Genomic DNA, 17,145 nt, shown 5'->3' with positions numbered 1-17,145 from the left:
TTCTCAGGACAGAGGCAACAAAGATGAACTGGCAAAGTATCAGAGTGAAAAGCAGTATTCCGGTGGTGATGTTAGGCGTCAGCCTGCTCACAGTGATGTTAATGTTCAGCAGTTTAATTTCGATGCAGCACAAGGCGCTGGAAGTTCAGGCTGAAAAATTTTTGCAGGCCATTTCATTGGTGCTTAATGCTGATCGTGATATCTATCAGGCGAAACTGGCTACAACTCATTTACTTAGTGGTGTCGGTGACGCCGCAGCTGAGCGCAAAGATTTTACTGACAATGCCGCACAGGTCAAAGAACGTTTTGACCAGTACTTAGTGCTATTAAAAGCCTATCCCGATGTGACCGGGCGTTTTAATGGTTTTGACGCGCAGTTTAACCGCTGGCAGCAAAGTGCTGTGACTTTGCTGGATAACCAGGATGCAGCGCAAAAAGACGCGCTGGCGGCGCAGGAGCATACCGAATTTGAAGCGCTGCGGGATGTATTAGACAAAGCCGGCGAAGCGGCGCTGTCGCGTTCAGAGCAGGAGCAGACGGAACTCAGCAACAGCATCGCCACCACCAGGCTTTGGGTGTATGGCCTGTCGTTTTTGCTGCTGGGGATCGCCGGCTGGTTCAGTTATCAGGGGCCGAAAAAACTGGCCGAGCAAATCCGCACTTTATCGGCGCGCCTCAGTGATATCGCCAACGGCGATGGTGATTTAACGGCGCGGCTGCATATCGACACCAAAGACGAAGTGGCTGATTTAGCGAATGAATTTAATAATTTCATCAGCAAACAATGCGAGATGATCGCGGCGATTTTGCGCCAGGCCAATCAGCTCAGTCAGCTGACCGGCCATTTGTCTGAATCGGCGGACCGCACCAGCGCTATTACGCAGTCGCTGAATACCGCGTCCGATTCCATTGTCAGCGCTGTGCACGAAATGGCGATGGCCAACAAAGAAATGGCGCAGGTGGCGACTGACACCGCGCAAGTGTCGGAGCAGGCCAAACGCAGCGCCGGTCAGGGCCTGGAAGTGGTCAAAGTCGTCAACAGCAGCATGCAGAACCTCACCCGTGATGTGCATATGGCGTTGGGTGCAGCCGAGGAGCTGGAGCAAAGCTCGTCGACCATTTCGTCGGTGCTGGAAGTCATCCGCAGTATTGCTGATCAGACCAACCTATTGGCGCTGAATGCGGCCATTGAAGCAGCGCGGGCTGGCGAGCATGGCCGCGGTTTTGCCGTAGTCGCCGACGAAGTGCGCACGCTGGCGTCGCGCACCCAACAAAGTACTAACCATATTCAGCAGATGATTGAGCAATTGCATCTGCGGGTGACCGAGTCGCGCCAGGCGATTGGTAGTGGCAAAAACAATGCCGACCTGACGGTTGGCAATTTTGCTCAGGCGGCACAAGTATTTCAGGACATTATGCAATCCAGCCTGCAAGTCAACGATATGGCGGTGCGCACCGCAGCAGCGACCGAGCAGCAAACCACAGTGTCGGAAGAAATCAGTAAAAATCTGTATGCGCTGAATGACCAGGCGCTGGCTGCTGGCGAAGTGGCGAAAAAGAATGACCAGTTATCTAATGAAATCAGCAGTTTGTCACAGATGCTGTTTGGTCTGGTCGGTAAGTTTAAAGTCAGTTGAAACTTTAGGCTCAAACAACAAGGGCGCTTTAGAGCGCCCTTGTTGTTTTGGTAAGCGCCACGGCTTGCCGTTACTTCGGAATATCATTAAAGCGGTTAGCAAAGCGACCAGTGACTTTGCCGCTGCAGGCCCAAACCAACAACGCGCCCCAGGCAATAAACGACATGCCGGCGGGTACTGCGGCAATGGCGATATATTTCAAATGCGGCCGGTTAAAAAAGGCCGCCAGGATCACCGGCAAAAACCAGATAAACAGCACCAGCGGAATTAAAGTGGCCCAGAACATGGGGCTGGCATTTTGAAAAACTTGCATGACTTCATTCATGATTCACTCCTTCGGATCTACGGGGATTTGTTAGATACAGCATGTCAACAAAGCCGGCAAATCAGCGTAAAAATGTGAAATCCGGCTTTATGTGCGGATATTCGGCGAAAAGCAGCGGTCCACTGTGCTGCGGCTTGCCGGCGCTGTGGTTTTTAAGCTAAGGTTGCGGCCGATTTTTGTCCCATAAAAGGAATTTTTTATGCAAAAGATGTTAATGGCTGCCGTGCTGCTGGCCGGGATCACAGGACCGGCCATGGCCGCGACCGATATTTACAGCACTGCGGGTTTGCAATATAGCCGCACTGGCGAACCTTATGACCTGGACGACGGCGGATATCAGCTGGGTCTGGGTTATGTTATCAATCAGCAGTGGAGTGCTGAACTGACGGCCGAACAGCTGTTTGATAAAGAAGAAAGCGAAGATGGCATCACGGTTGGTCTGGACACCACAGCCGTGACGCTGGCAGCACTGGGTAAAACCAAATTAAACGACACCACTGTGCTGTATTATCGTGCCGGTGTCAGCCAGCTGAACCATCAGGCTGATGTCACTATCAACAACAAAACCACCTCAGTGGACGACAATCAGCTGCACGCGATGCTGGGCCTGGGTCTGGAACAGAACTTTAACGAACGTTGGTTTGGCCGGGCTGAAGTGGTGCATTTATTCAAAAAAGACCAGCTGCAGGCCGATACCTTCCGTTTGAGCCTGGGTTACCGCTTCTGATCTGACTGGTGAATTTTATACTGCTGCGGTAGGCTGGGTTTATCCTTCCGCAGCAGGCATGCACCATGAAAAATCCGCTTTATCTCATCGTTCTATTGCTGGCTTGCGCCAGTTGTACCCCAGAGCCGGACCGCTCGCCCAGTGCGGCCGCCAATGTCACTGTGCTGACCCAGCCTTTCACTATTCCCGGCCTGAACCGGCAACGTACTGTGCGGCTTTATCTGCCGCCGGATTATGCCAACAACACCAAGCGCTACCCGGTATTGTACATGCACGATGGCCAGAATCTGTTTGACAGGAGCACCGCTTACGCCGGCGAATGGCAGGTCGATGAGATCCTGAATCAGCTGGCCGCGGAAGGACAGCTTGAATTGATTGTCGTGGGCATCGACAACGGCGGCGAGCACCGCATGACAGAACTGAACCCGCTGGACCATGCCGAATTTGGTAAATCCGAAGCCAAAGCTTATTTAGCCTTGCTGCGCGATGTAGTGAAACCTTATATCGACAGCCAATACCGCACGCTGCCGGATGCGGCGAACACCGGTATCATGGGCAGTTCGATGGGTGGTTTATTCAGCCATTTTGCTGCGCTGGAGGCTCCGGATACCTTCAGCAAAATTGGTATTTTTTCGCCGTCTTATTGGATCACCGCTGAGCAGGTGCAGCGTTATCAACAAAGCCCGGTGCCAGTAAATGCCCGCTGGTATTTTTATGTTGGTGGCAGTGAAGGGGGTGATATGGCAATACAAGCACAGCAGGTTTATCAGGCGGTTGACAAGCTGACGGCCAGTGCAGGGCAACGCCAGTTCACCCTGTCGGCCGATGCCGAGCATAACGAAGCCGCCTGGGCGGCAGAGTTCCGCCAGGCCGTATTGTGGTTATATAAAAATCCCTGACCGTTTATTTCAGTAACCGCCAGGTCAGCGGGAAGCGGAAGATCTGGCCTTCAGTGGCGCTTTTCGCCGCCAGGACATACAACACGACGGTGACAAACCACAACAGTGGCATCAGGCTGATGCCAACAATGCTGATCCCCAACACCACGTACACCAACAGCACGGTAATGGCGAAATTCAGGCATTCTTTGGCGGTTTCTTTGACAAACAGATCGTCACTTTTCAGCAGATACACTGCCAAAGGCGCCAGAAAGGCGAAGAAAATCGCTGCAATGTGGGTGATGGCGGCGATATTTTTGCTGTCTTGATTGGGGCTATGCAGGTTGTCCATGTTCGTCCTTTTTTGCTGTGGCGTGAACTGCAGACTACTGCAGCTGCGATAGCTTTGTAAATCCATCTGCAGTTGCTGGTGTGGATATAGGTAAGATGTTGCTAATTTAAGCAAAGTGTCATATTGATGGGTTAGGTTGTTATCAAATAACCCCATCAAACCAGAGGACACCATGAAACCTTTTGCCCCGATATTCACCGCCATAGCGCTGTGCTGCGCCATGCAGGCTCAGGCCAAGCTGCTGATCAGCGAAGTGCTGTATGACGCACCAAATAACGACAGCACCGAAGAATTTGTCGAGATTTTTAATGATGGCTGCAGCGCCGTCAGCCTGAGCGGCTATAGTCTGGCCGACAATGGCGGCAGCTTTAATTTAACCGGCAGCATCGGCGCCGGCAGTTATTTCGTTGTGGCGAAAAACAGTGCTGCGCTGCAGAGCTTAACCGGCAAAGCCGCCAATCAGTCCGGCCTGACTTTGGCGCTGGGTAACAGCGGCGATTACGTCAAATTACGCCAGGGCAGTACCGAACTGGATTCAGTCGCGTTTGAAAACGCCATCAGTGGTTGGTCTATTGAAGCCATTGATAAATCGCTGGCGCGCAAAAACGTCGCCGACAGCAATACCGTCAGCGACTGGCAGGTCAGCAGCAATGCCGGCAATCCGGGCACTGGCGCTTTAACTGCCAGCTGTGGCGGCGGTGACACTGGCGGTGGCGATACCGGTGGTGGTACCGGCGACACTATCAATCTGCCCACTTATTACGTTAATACCAGCGGCAAAAGCGGCGAAGCGTTAAAAACCGCGCTGAATAATGTGCTGCGCGGCCACGTCCGTTTCAGCTATGCCGAAGTCTGGGATGCGATTAGCTATACCGACGAAGATCCGGCTAACACCAGCAACGTGATTTTGTTGTACGCCGGCCGTTCGCAGGCAAAAACCTTCCGCGCCGGCACTTCAAGCTCGCTGGATGCCTGGAACCGCGAACACGTCTGGGCCAAAAGCCATGGCTTTCCGAATGAATCGCAATATGCGCATACCGATTTACATCATTTAAGACCAGAAGATGTGTCGCTGAATTCGACCCGCGGTAATAAAGACTTTGATAACGGTGGCACTGCAGTGACCGAAGCGCCGGCCAATAAAACCGACAGCGACAGCTTTGAACCGCGCGCAGCAGTCAAAGGCGACGTCGCCCGCATGCTGTTTTACATGGACGTGCGCTATGAAGGCGCCGACGACAGCGGCACGCCGGATTTAGAAATTCCCAATGTGGCGCCAACTGGCAGCACTGCGCCACAAATGGGCAAACTCTGCACTTTGGTGGCCTGGCACCTGGCCGACCCGATCGACAGTTTTGAGCAGCGCCGTAACAATCGGATTTATGAACTGCAAAAAAACCGCAATCCGTTCATCGACAACCCGCAATGGGTTAAAGCGATTTACGGTCCGGCTTGTGGCCTGTAACTGACTGCCCTGTGGCTCAGCCAGAACGCCCGTCTGCATTAGCGACGGGCTTGTTAGTTTTGCTTGTTCACGATGAACTGAGCTGACAGAACATCCAGCTGTGCCGGATCCAGACTTCCTGCTTGCTTTTGCTCATCGGCTGGCATGTAATGGCGCCGTTTTCAAGCTTTCACCTGAAGGAACAAGCATGCAAAAGGTTGTCAGAGATATTGGTTTGTTTGTGGTTGCGCCCCTGGTCATTTTAGGCGGCCTGACGGCCTGGATGTTTGCCGCGACGACCCCAGCCTGCAGCAACGGCATCGTCAAACAACTGGCCTCGCCGGATGACAAATTTACCGCCGTGGTGTTTGTGCGCAGCTGTAACAATGTGCCGGGATTTAGCAGCAATATTTCTGTGCTGGTCAAAGACGGTATCCTGGCCGATGGCCCAGGCAATTTGTTTATCAGCGAAGGCCATCCGGAACAGCTTGGTGTGGATGTGCAGTGGCAAGCTGTTGGTGACAAAGGCCTGCAGCTTCAGGTCAGCAGCAAGTTCAGAGGCGCGATATTGCAGGCCGATCCGGTCTGGTCGGCCAACCCGAATATCACTGCCAGTTATCAGTTTGGCGCAGCGCAAGGCACAAGCGGTCAATAAGCCGCTGCCTCAGCTGCCGGCCTTATTACGGTGCAGCTACAGTAACGCGATGATTTTCTGTAAGGTAGCCAGATTGCGACAGGTGATGGCGCGCCATTTTTTACTGACCAGCAAATCGGCCATCGGGCATTGATTGATGCCATCGGTACAATACAAATGAAGCGCTGTGGTGCTGATTTGCAGCTTCGATGTGGTTGCCGGCAAAACGCTGGCAGCAGCCTCGAACTGGGTCAGTGTTTGCTGGTTGCGGCTAAATCCAATTAACAACCGGCTTGGGTCTGGTGCTGCCAGACCTGTTAAAGCGACCGGTTCCAGTGCAGCGGCCACGGTCTGCACATCGGCGGCGGTTTTGACGATGCAATGTAAATCGAGGCCGGTGTCGCGTAATAAAGCTGCCGCGATTTGATCGGCAATCAGGTCGCAAGCGGCGTCACCGGTAGCCGTGGTCCCGGCAACATCAGCGGGCAGGGCGAAGATGGCGTTGCCGGAGTTAAGCAGCGTCCGCACCTGCTGCGCGCCCAGATTCTCCAGCACTGTTTTTAACGTCGCCATCGGCAGCCGGTTGGCTTTGCCGACATTAATCCCCCGCAATAACAGAATATATGTATTCATTTCAGCCGCTTATTCAATCAATACCGACACAGGTTCAAACTGATACAAGGTTACAGCGCTGGTGACTTTGCTGGCATTAAAGCTGTCGCCTTGTTCTTCAGCGCGGTGTTTCAGGTAGGTTTTGCTTTGTTCCAGCGTCATCGCTTTGGCTTTTAGTGAGCCATAGGCATAGGCGGTTTTGCCTTTAGCGCTGATGGGAAATTCCATATCGCCGTCTTTGACTTTGAGGCGGAAAGTCGGCTCAGCTGCACCAGTCGCAAACTGCATCCAACAGCCTTTTTTCTCACAGACTGCGTCAATTTTGCCTTGTACGGTAAAAGGCTGCTGCAGATAACGATCGGGTTTGGCCAGTATCTGTGCCACTGTCACCGCGGCGGATTTGCTGAAATCAAAGGCCGGGCCAAAGCTCTGGCTGGCTTGCAGAAGGGGGCTTAAAAGCAGCACAAAGGTCAAAGCGATGGTTTTTTTCATCGGGAACATCCTGTGTCGAAAAAAACCATCCTCTTTGCTTTGTATCCGGTTGTCAATGTACCAATGTACGGCACGTGGTGCCCAGCGAGCTGCGCTGGCGCGTACCTACGCTTTGAACCAGATCGTAGGTGGCGGCAAGCGTGGCCCGCCGTTATGCTGGAAGCCTCACGCCACCGGCACTTGCGCCAGGCGTTTGCGGAAAAACACCATATAAAGCGCCGGCACGAATAACAGCGTCAGTACAGTGCCGACACCAACGCCGCCGATCAGCACAAAAGCCATGGGGCCCCAGAAGGTATCCAGCGTCAGCGGCACAAAGGCTAGCATCGCGGCCAGCGCTGTGAGCAGCACCGGGCGGGCGCGGTGAATGGTGGCTTCGACCACGGCATCGCGCGCGGCCCAGCCGTCGTTCAGGTTGTCACTGACCTGCTGAGTTAAAATCAGCGTGTTGCGCATTAGAATACCAGCAAGGCCAATCAGGCCCAGCAAAGCGACAAAACCAAAGGGCTGGCGGAACACCAGCAGCGCCAGCGTGGCGCCAATCAGGCCCAGCGGCGCTGTTGCCAGCACCATCCACATGCCGGTGAAAGAGCGCATCTGCAGCATGATAAAAATCAGCATCAGCGCCACCATCAGCGGCATCAGTTTCTGGATAGAGGCATTGGCTTTACCGGATTCCTCGACTGAACCGGCCTGCATAATGCGATAACCCGGTGGCAACTGCGCCTGAATCTCAGCCAGTTCGGCCCAGATGCGGTTCGACACATCATTTGGCTGCGCACCTTGCACGTCGGCCACCACGGCCAGATAAGTCTGGCGGTTGTAGCGTTTTAACAGCGGCTCTTCATATTGCACGCGGATCTCGCCAAGTTGGCGGATCGACACGGCTTTGCCGCCCGGCGTTTTTAATTCGATAGCATCGGGTTGCAGTACTTGCGCCCGGTCTAAGCGCGCTGTGACATCCACAGTACGGATATCTTCCCTAAGCTGCGTGATGCTGGCGCCGCTGAACTGGAACTGCAGTTGCTGCGCGACATCAGAAGCGGTCAGGCCATAGGCCAGCAGGCGCGCGGTATCGAGTTTCAGCGCAAGCACCGGCATCCGTTCTTCCCATTCCAGATGGGCGCCGACGGTATTCGGATTGGCAACCATTTTGTCGCGCACCAGATAGGCGATACGGCGCAGCTCCAGCGGGTCTTTACCCATCACACGGAAACTGACCGGCCATGGCACCGGTGGGCCAAACAACAACCGCGTGACCCGTACCCGCGCTGCGCTGAATTCGCCGGCGGCGATATGTTCATTCAGCAGCTGGATCAGCCGGTCGCGGCCGTCAGCGTCTTTGGCGACAATTAAAATTTTGGCAAAAGACGGGTCCGGCTGTTCCGGGTTGGCCGAGATAAAAAAGCGTGGGGCGCCGGCGCCGACAAAAGACGACAGCGAGCGTACGTCCTGATTGTCTTTCAGCAACTGCTCGATTTTAAGCGCCACAGCATCGGTATTGGCGATGGCGCTGCCATGCGGCATATAGACGCTGACCAGGACTTCCGGCCGGTCGGAACTGGGGAAAAACTGCTTTTGCACACCTTTAGCCATGCCCAGCAGCGCCAGTACAAAGGCCAGCAGCACAATGCCAATCACGGTTTTTTTGTGGTCGATACACCACAGCACCAGCGCACGCAGTTTGCTGTAGAACGGGCTTTGGTAAGGGTCATGGGCATGGGCTTTGACATCCGGCAGCAATTTCACGCCAAGGTAGGGCGTAAAAGTCACAGCGACGACCCAGGATACAATCAGTGCAAAACCCACCACCCAGAAAATATTGCCGGTGTATTCGCCGACACCGGATTTGGCAAAACCAATAGGCACAAAACCGGCGATAGTGACCAGGGTGCCAAACAACATCGGCGCAGCAGTAGCGGACCAGGCGTAGCCTGCAGCGCGCACCCGTTCCACGCCTTGTTCCATTTTTACCATCATCATTTCGATGGCGATAATGGCGTCGTCAACTAACAAGCCTAGCGAGATAATCAGCGCGCCCAGCGTGATACGGTCGAGGTTAATGTCGGCCATTTTCATCAGCAAAAAGGTGATGCCAAGGGTCAGTGGAATGGCGATACCAACCACTAAACCAGCGCGCAGGCCAATGGCCAGTACGCTGACCGCCATCACCACCAATACCGCGACTAAAAATTTAATTTCAAATAAATCAACGGCTTTAGAGATGGCTTCGGCCTGATTGGTCAGCTGGTGTAACTCCATACCGAGTGGCAGCTGCGCCTGAATTTCGCTGAGTTTTTGTTGCAGCGCTTTGCCAAGCACCAGGCCGTTTTCGCCTTGTTGCATCACCACGCCGACTAAAATAGCCGCATCGCCGCCGGTGCGCGCCAATAACCGCGCCGGTTCTTCATAACCGCGCTGTACTGTGGCAATTTCTGACAGGCGGATAAGCTTGCCATTGACCCGGACCGGCAGTTGTTGCAGCTCGCTGAAACTGTCAGTGCGGGCATCGAGGCGAAATTGCAGCGCCTGACCCTGAGTTTCCAGCTGGCCGGCCGGCAACATCCGGCTGGCGGCAGTGATTTGCTGTTGCAAATCAAGCAGGCTGATGCCCAGCGCTGCCAGTTTGTTCTGGTCAAAATCGATAAAAACCCGCTCTGGCCGGTCGGCAACGAGTACTGCTTTCAGCACACCCGGCACCATGCTGAGTTCATCACGCAGCTGTTCGGCCTGGCGGCTTAAATCACGAAACGGCAGGCCGGGCGCGGTCAGCGACAACAAACTGAAATAAACATCAGAAAAGTTGTCGTTGACCAGTGGGCCAATAGCGCCGGCCGGCATATTGGCCGCTTCTTCCTGCATCCGTTTACGGATTTGATAAAACAGGTCGGGCACCATGGCCGACGGCGTATAGTCTTTAAATTCAATGGTTAAATTGACTGCGCCGGGGCGCACCTGGCTGTCAATTTTATGGATATTCCGTACTTCCTGAATGCGTTTTTCTAAGCGGTCAGCCAGTTGCGACTGCACTTCTTCGGCGGTGGCGCCAGGCCAGTAGGCCGACACTACTAAAGCGCGGATAGTAAAAGACGGGTCTTCGGCGCGGCCCAGCGACAAAAACGCCCAGGTGCCACCGATAAAGGCCAGCAGAATAAAAAATAAGGTGATAGCGCGCTCGCGCACCGCCAATACCGACAGGTTAAAACTCATGGCTGTAGCTCCCGCACCGCCAAACCCGGTTCCAGCAGATGGGTGCCGAGCGTGATAATGCGGCTGTCAGCGGCAAGCTCAGTGCGTACTGTGGCCGATTGCGCATTCAGCGACACTACTTGTACTGGGTGCGGCTGGGCTTTGCCGTCTATGACAGTCCACAGCTGCGGCTGCTGACCCCGTTCATCCAGCGCCGCTAACGGCACCTGTACCTGCTGGTCCTGCGCCGGCAGTTGTAGCTGCACCGCTAACACCCGGCCCAGTGCCAGTTCGGCCGGTTGTTCATTCAGACTGTAGCGCGCCTGGCGGGTCAGGCTGGCACTGTCGGCACTGCCGGCAGCACTGCGCAGCTTTAATTGCAGTGGCTGGCCGGCAAAATCGGTGCTGCCACTTTGCGGCGGCTGAATATGTTCCGGCAGCTGCACTTCAATTTCACTTTGCTGCGCGGTCGCTAAAGCGCCGAGGCGCTGGCCTGCCGCCACCACCTGGCCGGGTTCCCCTGTGACATCCGTGATCACCCCGTCGCTGCCGGCGGTCAGATTGGCGTAGGTCAGACCGTGTTCGGCTTGTTGTAACTGCGCATTGGCACGGTCGAGATTGGCTTTGGCTTCATTGAAGCGCAGTTCGACTTGATCTTTGGCCTGTTCGCTGACAAAACGTTGTTTGATCAGTTGCTCAGTGCGGTGTTTTTCCGCCTGTACTGTTTGCAGACTGGCGCGGGCTGCGGCTTGGGCCGCTTTGGCCACCCGTACTGACTCAGCTAAATCTTTTGGATCCAGCCGGTACAGCAGCTGACCTTGTTTCACTGGTTGACCGGCTTCGACCAGCCGCTCGGCAATGCGGCCGCTGACCTGAAAGGCTACCGGTACTTCATTGCGGGCGCGTACCACGCCGGTCAGGGTTAAGCTGGACTGAGTCAGTGGCTGAATAGTAGCAGTCATCACCACCCGTGGTGCCGGAACTGAATTTTGCGCGGCCGGGTCGGAACAGGCGGCCAGAAACAACGGCAGTGAGACGAGTGCAAGCAGCGGAAAAGGACGTAACATGGCCACCTCGGGCAGAGTCTGGTATTATTAAACGGCTTCGTTCAGAAATGTATTATTGAACGGATGTGTTCAATAAACAAGAGTAAAATGATGACCACCAACTCCGGCCCAGACACATCTTCGTTTTCAGGCGCTGCATCGAGCGGCCGGCCTGTTGATCGCAATAAGGATATAGCCATTTTGCAGGCGGCGCGGCAAATCCTGTTATTTGAAGGCGCCAGTGCGCTGACGATGGAAGCGGTGGCCAGTAAAGCCGGGGTGTCTAAGGCGACTTTGTACTCGCGTTTTGGCAACCGCAATCTACTGATTGAAGCCGTATTGCGCGCCCAGTCCGATTTTTTTGTCGAAACCTTAAGCCCGGCGGTGCAAAACGCTGCGCAGACTTTTGCTGCGCTGGAAGCCTTTAGCCTGCGGCTGTTGCAGTATTTATTCAGCGAAGATCATCTGTGTCTGATGAAAACCCTGCAGGGGCATCGGGATATTCCGGCTGACTTGCGCGAACGCATGTATGAACTGGGGCCGGTCGCCACTTGTATTCAGGTGGAAGCCTGGCTGGCGCAGGTGCACCAGCTCGGTCTTATCCGCTGCCCACAACCGGATTTCAGTGCAGAACTGTTATACGGCATGCTGGTGGGTATGGATATGCTGCGGACCTTGTTTCAGCAGGCACCGAAGCGCCAACCAGCCGATGTCCCCGGCCATGTCCGCGCTGTGGTGACGCTGTTTTTACAGCTGCATCAGGGGGATGTGGCCGCAGCCACTACACCTTAAACCGACCAACCAGACCGGTTAAATGCTCTGCCACACTTTTTAACTCATTGATCAGCAAATAGTTCTGATCAGCGATTTGCTCCGCGACGACCGACTGATCATGCAACTGGTGCAGGTTGCGGTTAATTTCTTCCGACACCTGCGACTGCTGCTCTGTCGCCGCCGCGGTGCGCAGCGACATGCCGCTGACTTCCGCCGACGATTTCATCAGATGACTGAACACAGATTCCGCCACTTCGGTTTGTTGCACTGAGCTGTCCGCCGACTGGCGGCCACGGCGAATAGCCTGAGTCGATTCTGTCACCAACTGCTGCAGCTGATGCACTGTGGCTTTGATTTCTTCGGTACTTTCCTGGGTTTTCGAGGCGAGTTTACGCACTTCGTCGGCTACCACGGCAAAACCGCGGCCTTGCTCGCCGGCGCGGGCGGCTTCGATGGCGGCATTCAGTGCCAGCAAATTGGTCTGACCGGCGATGTTGCTGATCACCTCAATCACACCGGAAATGGCGATAGAGCTGTTGTTCAGCGCTTCGGACAAATTCATCGCGGTATCGACGTCGGTTAATACACCATTGATACTGCCGGACACCGCCTGAATCGAACTGATGCCTTTTTCGGCGTAACCGCGGGAATCGTCGGACTCGCGGGCTGTATCTGCTGCCACTACGGCAACTTCGCGGTTAGCCACCGACATTTCATGCACGGCGCTGACGATCGAATCTGTGGCGCTATTCAGGCTTTGGGTGATGCTTTTGGTTTCGTGCACTGAACTCAGCATATTTTCTGTGACTGTGCTGAGCTGCTGGCTGCTGCGCAAAATGTCAGCAATCATCAACGTTTGCGCATCGAGGAAGCGGTTAAAGGCATCGGCCAGGTCGCGTAGTTCGTCTTTGGTCTGCACGCTGATGCGCTGGGTTAAATCGCCTTCACCCTGCGTGATTTCGTCCAGCCGGTGAATAATGGTTTCGACGTTGGACTTAATAGCGGTAGGCATTTTGACGCTGTACCAGGCCGCCACGGCAAACACCAGCAAGCTGATGAGCAAGGCGGTGACGCTAATATTCTGGACCTCCTGATTGGCTTGTTCGATATGTTGTTTGGACAAGTTCAGCGCAAATTCGCCGGCGTTGTTGTAAATTTTGCGCAGTGCAGCAAACTGCTGATCTTCCAGCTGGATAAAGGCGGCATCTTTGCTGGCGCCCGTGGCAAAATACTGGTCGGCACTTTGCGTCCAGTCATTCAATTTCTGTTCAAATTCACTAAATTGGCCACTAAATTCCGGGTAGACGCTCATCAGCTGTTTATATTGATTAAAGCGATCTTTGGCCTGGCTGACATTTTCCTGATAATCGGCGCTGAACTGCGGATTTTCCGCCGCTTTGTGCTCAGAAATAGCCAGTTTCGCCTGATACAAATCGCGGTCCGCGTTCAGAACAATTGAAATAGCTTGCTGAAAAACATCAGATTCTTCGTGCACGATTTGTTGCAGTTTTGACACTATCACCGAGGATAAACTCAGGACAAACACTAAGGTGATAAACATCAGCGCAGTAGGGACACTGGCTTTAAAACGCAGACCATGGTAATTCATTCACAACCTCTACAACTTCACGAGTTTTGAAAAAGAGACGAATATTCAACAGGTTTGCTGAAATAATAACCCTGCATGTAGTGAATATTCAGTTTGCTGAGCACCTCCACCTGGGCTGCGGTCTCCACGCCTTCAGCCACTATTTCCCAGCCCATTGATTGCGACATCGAAGCAATAGCCCGTAACACCGGCATACCGCCATCGCCGATTTTGTCGATAAATGCTTTGTCGATTTTAACTTTATTGACCTGCAGTTCATTGATCACCGACAAAGATGAGTAGCCAGTGCCGAAGTCATCTATCGCAATGGCGATACCGGCGTCCCGCAGCTGATTGGTTTTATCAATGAGGATATTTTTATCGACGGTAAACACTGATTCGGTGATTTCGATCTGCAGCAATGTGGCCGGGATTTGATGTTTATCCAGCAGCGCCAGCAAGTCAGGCACAAACACATCCTGCTGAAATTGTAGCGCTGAGACGTTCACCGCCAGCTGCAATGGCTTGCCAAGCTTTATGCTGTGGCTGATGGTCAGACAAGCCTGATCCAGTACCCAATAACCAATCGGATTGATCAGGCCACTTTGTTCGGCCAGCGGAATAAATTCGTCCGGTGCCACCGGCGTGTCGTCGAGGGTCCAGCGTAACAGCACTTCGTAATAATTCTGCTGCGTCGCGTGCAGCTGAACAATCGGCTGATACACCAGCCGCAGCTCCTGCCGGCTGATGGCTTGTTCGAGCCGGGTGCGCAGCATTGATTTACGCCGGTATTTGCCGGCAATCTGGCCGTCATAAACGGTAAAACCCTGCTTGCCGGCTTTTTCGATATTGCCGTACAGCGCGAGGTCCGCCAGATTAATCAGCTGGGAGATGTCCTGGCCATGGTCCGGATACATCGACACACCGATATTGGCTGATAGCCGCAGCGCATTCTCTTGTAGCCGGAAGGGCTGTGAAATACTCTGCTGAACCTGATCGACAAAGTCATACAGCGCCTCATCCGTGATCGGAATAGCAATCAGAAATTCGTCGCCACCCCAGCGACAACAAATTGCCGGTTCATGCGTGAGCAGCCGCAGACGCTCGGCGATTTCACGCAAAAACTCGTCGCCGACTTCATGACCCAGGCCATCATTGATGCTTTTTAAACCAACCAAATCAATCATCACCAGCGCCAGTTTTAACTGATTGCGCCGGCTGACTTCGGTCAGCTCCACAGCAATTTCAATAAAACGCCGGCGGTTGTAGAGGCCGGTTAAGGTCTCAATATCTGACAAATAAGACAGTTCTTTGGTGCGCAGTAAAACTTCAGTTTCCAGATTCGCCAGCAGGTGCTCGTGTTCACGCCGCAAGCGGATAGATTCCAGCGTAAACAGGTAACTGTTGCGGGCGGAGAAACTCAGTAAGCCAGTGAAAATGATGCCAAGATAACCAAAAATCACCTGCTCGCCGCCTTGCCACAAAAACCACAGGCCAAAGGGCAATAAACACAGCACTATGTAGCTGATAATCAGCGTTTTATCCGAAGACAGGGCATTGGTGACACCGGCGGCTATCGCAGCCAGTGTGGCGAGAATAATGATCAGTTGTTCGGAATCGCTGCCAATGCCAAACCACAGGCTAAACAGGCTCCACAACAGCGCGGTGGCGATGGCAAGGGCGGCAAAACGGCGGAAAATCTGCGGCTGATATTTTTCCCTTTTGGTTTTTAAGCTGGTCCAGCAGCGCAAGTCATAGCCGCGCCAGCTTAGTAGCCCAATCATCAACAACCACCAGATGCCGATGGCAGTATTCTGACTGTGCTGAAACAATAACAGGCTGGCTGCCGTTGCCGCGACACCGGTGCCGATCAGCCCGGTTTTCAGGTTGTTGTAGAGCACGTCCAGGGTACCCTGCAACGATAAATCCTGATTTGGCATTGTGATCACAACTCCGGGCGACAGGTTGCACCAAAATACAGCAGTATTTGTGCAGTGTCGGTGCGATTCCCTTTGATCGCAATGGAATATTTTCTGGTCTTACCAGAATTGTGAAGCGTTTGCACTGCGGTGGCTAAAACGATTCAGCATGGCGGCTATGATCAGCCTGAATGGGATGCCGATTGCGCGGTGCCGCGGCCAATTGTTAGCCAAGATGGGGCGGGGTACTTTGGGGTCGCCGGCTTCCTGTCAGGAGCCGGCGTGAAGCGGCAGAGATCAGCAGGTGGTTTGTGCACCTTTGTGTTGCTCGTGCCTGTGCTGTTCGCGTTTGTCGAGCACGCCGGACCAGCGGGTCAGGGCCAGCGCAACCAGCACAATCAGCGCACCAATCCAGCCGGTATCGGTCAGTGCCTGCTGGCTGACCACCAGCCCGCCAAGCCAGGCGCCGAACGCAATACCGACATTAAACGCGGCGATATTCAGGCCTGCTGCGACATCGACAGCCTGTGGGCAGTATTTTTCAGCCAGCTGTACCACGTACAGCTGCAGCCCCGGTACATTGCCAAAGGCAAAAGCGCCCCATAACAACACCGTCAGCACCACTAACACCGGATGGGGTGCAGTCAGACTGAACAGCGCCAGCACCAGCGCCAGCGCGGCAAAAATCAGGCTGAGTGCTTTAACCGGGCCATGCCGGTCGGCCAGTTTGCCACCCCAAATATTGCCGGCGGCGACCGACACGCCGTACACCAGCATAATGAGGCCGACCGCGCCGGGGGCAAAACCGCTGACTTGTTGCAGGATAGGGGCAAGGTAGGTAAAGGCAATAAAAGTGCCGCCATAACCCACCGCAGTCATCGCAAACACCAGCAACAAACGCGGTTCGGTCAGCACTTTTAACTGCTGCAACAAAGAAGCCGGCTGACCTTGTTTTAACCGGCGCGGCACTAATATCAGGCTGCCGAGCAGGGCGATAAGGCCAAGCGCTGCCACGGCCAGAAAGGTCATACGCCAGCCAAAAAACTGGCCAATCCAGGTACCGAGCGGCACGCCTGTCACCAACGCCACGGTCAGACCGCTGAACATCAGCGCAATAGCACTGCCTTCTTTGTCTTTACTGACCAGGCTGGTGGCAATAGTCGAACCGATAGAGAAAAACACGCCATGGGCGAGACCAGTCAATACCCGTGCTGTAATCAGCGAGCTGTAGCCCGGCGCTAAATACGCCAGCAGATTGCCGGCAATAAATAACGTCATCAGCGCCAGCAACAGCGGTTTCCGTGGCCAGCGGCCGGTCAGTGCCGTCAGCAGCGGCGCACCGATGGCAACGCCCAGCGCGTACAGGCTGACCAGCAGGCCAGCTGAAGGTAGAGACACACCCAGATCATGGGCGATGGTGGGCACCAGTCCGACAATGACAAATTCGGTGGTGCCGATAGCAAAAGCGCTTAACGTCAGCGCCCATAACGCAAGTGGCATAACAATTCTCCTGTGTAGCTCCTCAATG

At 54.3% G+C, this 17,145-nt stretch carries 15 protein-coding genes; 6 read left to right on the top strand and 9 right to left on the bottom strand.

Annotation, left to right across the window (positions count from 1 at the left end; genetic code table 11):
* Positions 1 to 23 precede the first annotated feature (23 nt).
* Positions 24 to 1,637, top strand: coding sequence for a methyl-accepting chemotaxis protein (locus ABNT34_RS07415; protein ID WP_348730226.1), 1,614 nt, complete (start codon positions 24 to 26; stop codon positions 1,635 to 1,637).
* A gap of 70 nt (positions 1,638 to 1,707) precedes the next feature.
* Here the strand turns inward: ABNT34_RS07415 and ABNT34_RS07410 are convergent, their stop codons facing one another.
* Positions 1,708 to 1,962, bottom strand: a complete 255-nt coding sequence (locus ABNT34_RS07410) for a superinfection immunity protein (RefSeq protein ID WP_348730224.1) — start codon at positions 1,960 to 1,962, stop codon at positions 1,708 to 1,710.
* A gap of 199 nt (positions 1,963 to 2,161) precedes the next feature.
* On the opposite strand from ABNT34_RS07410, the gene ABNT34_RS07405 reads away from it, so the two are divergent.
* On the top strand, positions 2,162 to 2,689 hold the full coding sequence (locus tag ABNT34_RS07405) for a porin family protein (RefSeq protein WP_348730222.1): 528 nt from the start codon (positions 2,162 to 2,164) through the stop codon (positions 2,687 to 2,689).
* Positions 2,690 to 2,754: 65 nt separating this feature from the next.
* A complete protein-coding gene (locus tag ABNT34_RS07400) occupies positions 2,755 to 3,588 on the top strand; it encodes an alpha/beta hydrolase-fold protein (protein WP_348730220.1) in 834 nt (277 codons plus the stop codon).
* 4 nt (positions 3,589 to 3,592) lie between these two features.
* Here the strand turns inward: ABNT34_RS07400 and ABNT34_RS07395 are convergent, their stop codons facing one another.
* Entirely contained in the window at positions 3,593 to 4,090 is a 498-nt protein-coding gene (locus ABNT34_RS07395; RefSeq protein ID WP_348730218.1) for a DUF4870 domain-containing protein, read from the bottom strand.
* Between the two features lies 1 nt (position 4,091).
* Here ABNT34_RS07395 and ABNT34_RS07390 point away from each other — a divergent pair, with 1 nt between their 5' ends.
* Positions 4,092 to 5,384, top strand: a complete 1,293-nt coding sequence (locus tag ABNT34_RS07390) for an endonuclease (RefSeq protein ID WP_348730216.1) — start codon at positions 4,092 to 4,094, stop codon at positions 5,382 to 5,384.
* A 187-nt stretch (positions 5,385 to 5,571) separates the two neighbouring features.
* Positions 5,572 to 6,018 carry a hypothetical protein gene (locus ABNT34_RS07385; RefSeq protein ID WP_348730214.1) on the top strand — a complete coding sequence of 149 codons (447 nt, stop codon included), beginning with the start codon at positions 5,572 to 5,574 and terminating at the stop codon, positions 6,016 to 6,018.
* Between the two features lie 36 nt (positions 6,019 to 6,054).
* Here the strand turns inward: ABNT34_RS07385 and ABNT34_RS07380 are convergent, their stop codons facing one another.
* The 4 genes from ABNT34_RS07380 to ABNT34_RS07365 all read right to left on the bottom strand — a co-directional run bounded on the left by ABNT34_RS07380 (position 6,055) and on the right by ABNT34_RS07365 (position 11,357).
* A complete protein-coding gene (locus tag ABNT34_RS07380; RefSeq protein WP_348730212.1) occupies positions 6,055 to 6,630 on the bottom strand; it encodes a DUF1697 domain-containing protein in 576 nt (191 codons plus the stop codon).
* Positions 6,631 to 6,639: 9 nt separating this feature from the next.
* Positions 6,640 to 7,101, bottom strand: a complete 462-nt coding sequence (locus tag ABNT34_RS07375) for a DUF4920 domain-containing protein (protein WP_348730210.1) — start codon at positions 7,099 to 7,101, stop codon at positions 6,640 to 6,642.
* A gap of 165 nt (positions 7,102 to 7,266) precedes the next feature.
* A complete protein-coding gene (locus tag ABNT34_RS07370) occupies positions 7,267 to 10,311 on the bottom strand; it encodes an efflux RND transporter permease subunit (RefSeq protein ID WP_348730208.1) in 3,045 nt (1,014 codons plus the stop codon).
* Complete coding sequence (locus tag ABNT34_RS07365; protein ID WP_348730206.1) at positions 10,308 to 11,357, bottom strand: efflux RND transporter periplasmic adaptor subunit; 1,050 nt, start codon at positions 11,355 to 11,357, stop codon at positions 10,308 to 10,310. The genes ABNT34_RS07370 and ABNT34_RS07365 overlap by 4 nt, the downstream gene beginning before the upstream one ends.
* A 90-nt stretch (positions 11,358 to 11,447) precedes the next feature.
* Between ABNT34_RS07365 and ABNT34_RS07360 the strand changes: the two genes are divergently transcribed.
* Complete coding sequence (locus ABNT34_RS07360; RefSeq protein ID WP_348730204.1) at positions 11,448 to 12,128, top strand: TetR/AcrR family transcriptional regulator; 681 nt, start codon at positions 11,448 to 11,450, stop codon at positions 12,126 to 12,128.
* Here the strand turns inward: ABNT34_RS07360 and ABNT34_RS07355 are convergent.
* From ABNT34_RS07355 to ABNT34_RS07345, 3 genes are all read right to left on the bottom strand, one after another.
* Entirely contained in the window at positions 12,118 to 13,719 is a 1,602-nt protein-coding gene (locus ABNT34_RS07355; protein ID WP_348730202.1) for a methyl-accepting chemotaxis protein, read from the bottom strand. The two genes, ABNT34_RS07360 and ABNT34_RS07355, sit on opposite strands and share 11 nt — an antisense overlap.
* 17 nt (positions 13,720 to 13,736) lie before the next feature.
* A complete protein-coding gene (locus ABNT34_RS07350) occupies positions 13,737 to 15,638 on the bottom strand; it encodes a bifunctional diguanylate cyclase/phosphodiesterase (RefSeq protein ID WP_348730200.1) in 1,902 nt (633 codons plus the stop codon).
* Between the two features lie 276 nt (positions 15,639 to 15,914).
* Positions 15,915 to 17,117: an MFS transporter gene (locus ABNT34_RS07345; RefSeq protein ID WP_348730198.1), complete on the bottom strand. Its 1,203-nt coding sequence runs from the start codon at positions 17,115 to 17,117 to the stop codon at positions 15,915 to 15,917.
* Between the last annotated feature and the right edge of the window lie 28 nt (positions 17,118 to 17,145).

This window comes from Rheinheimera texasensis (assembly GCF_964031785.1).
GTDB lineage: Bacteria > Pseudomonadota > Gammaproteobacteria > Enterobacterales > Alteromonadaceae > Pararheinheimera > Pararheinheimera texasensis_A.
This window is presented reverse-complemented; position numbering and strand designations above follow the sequence as displayed.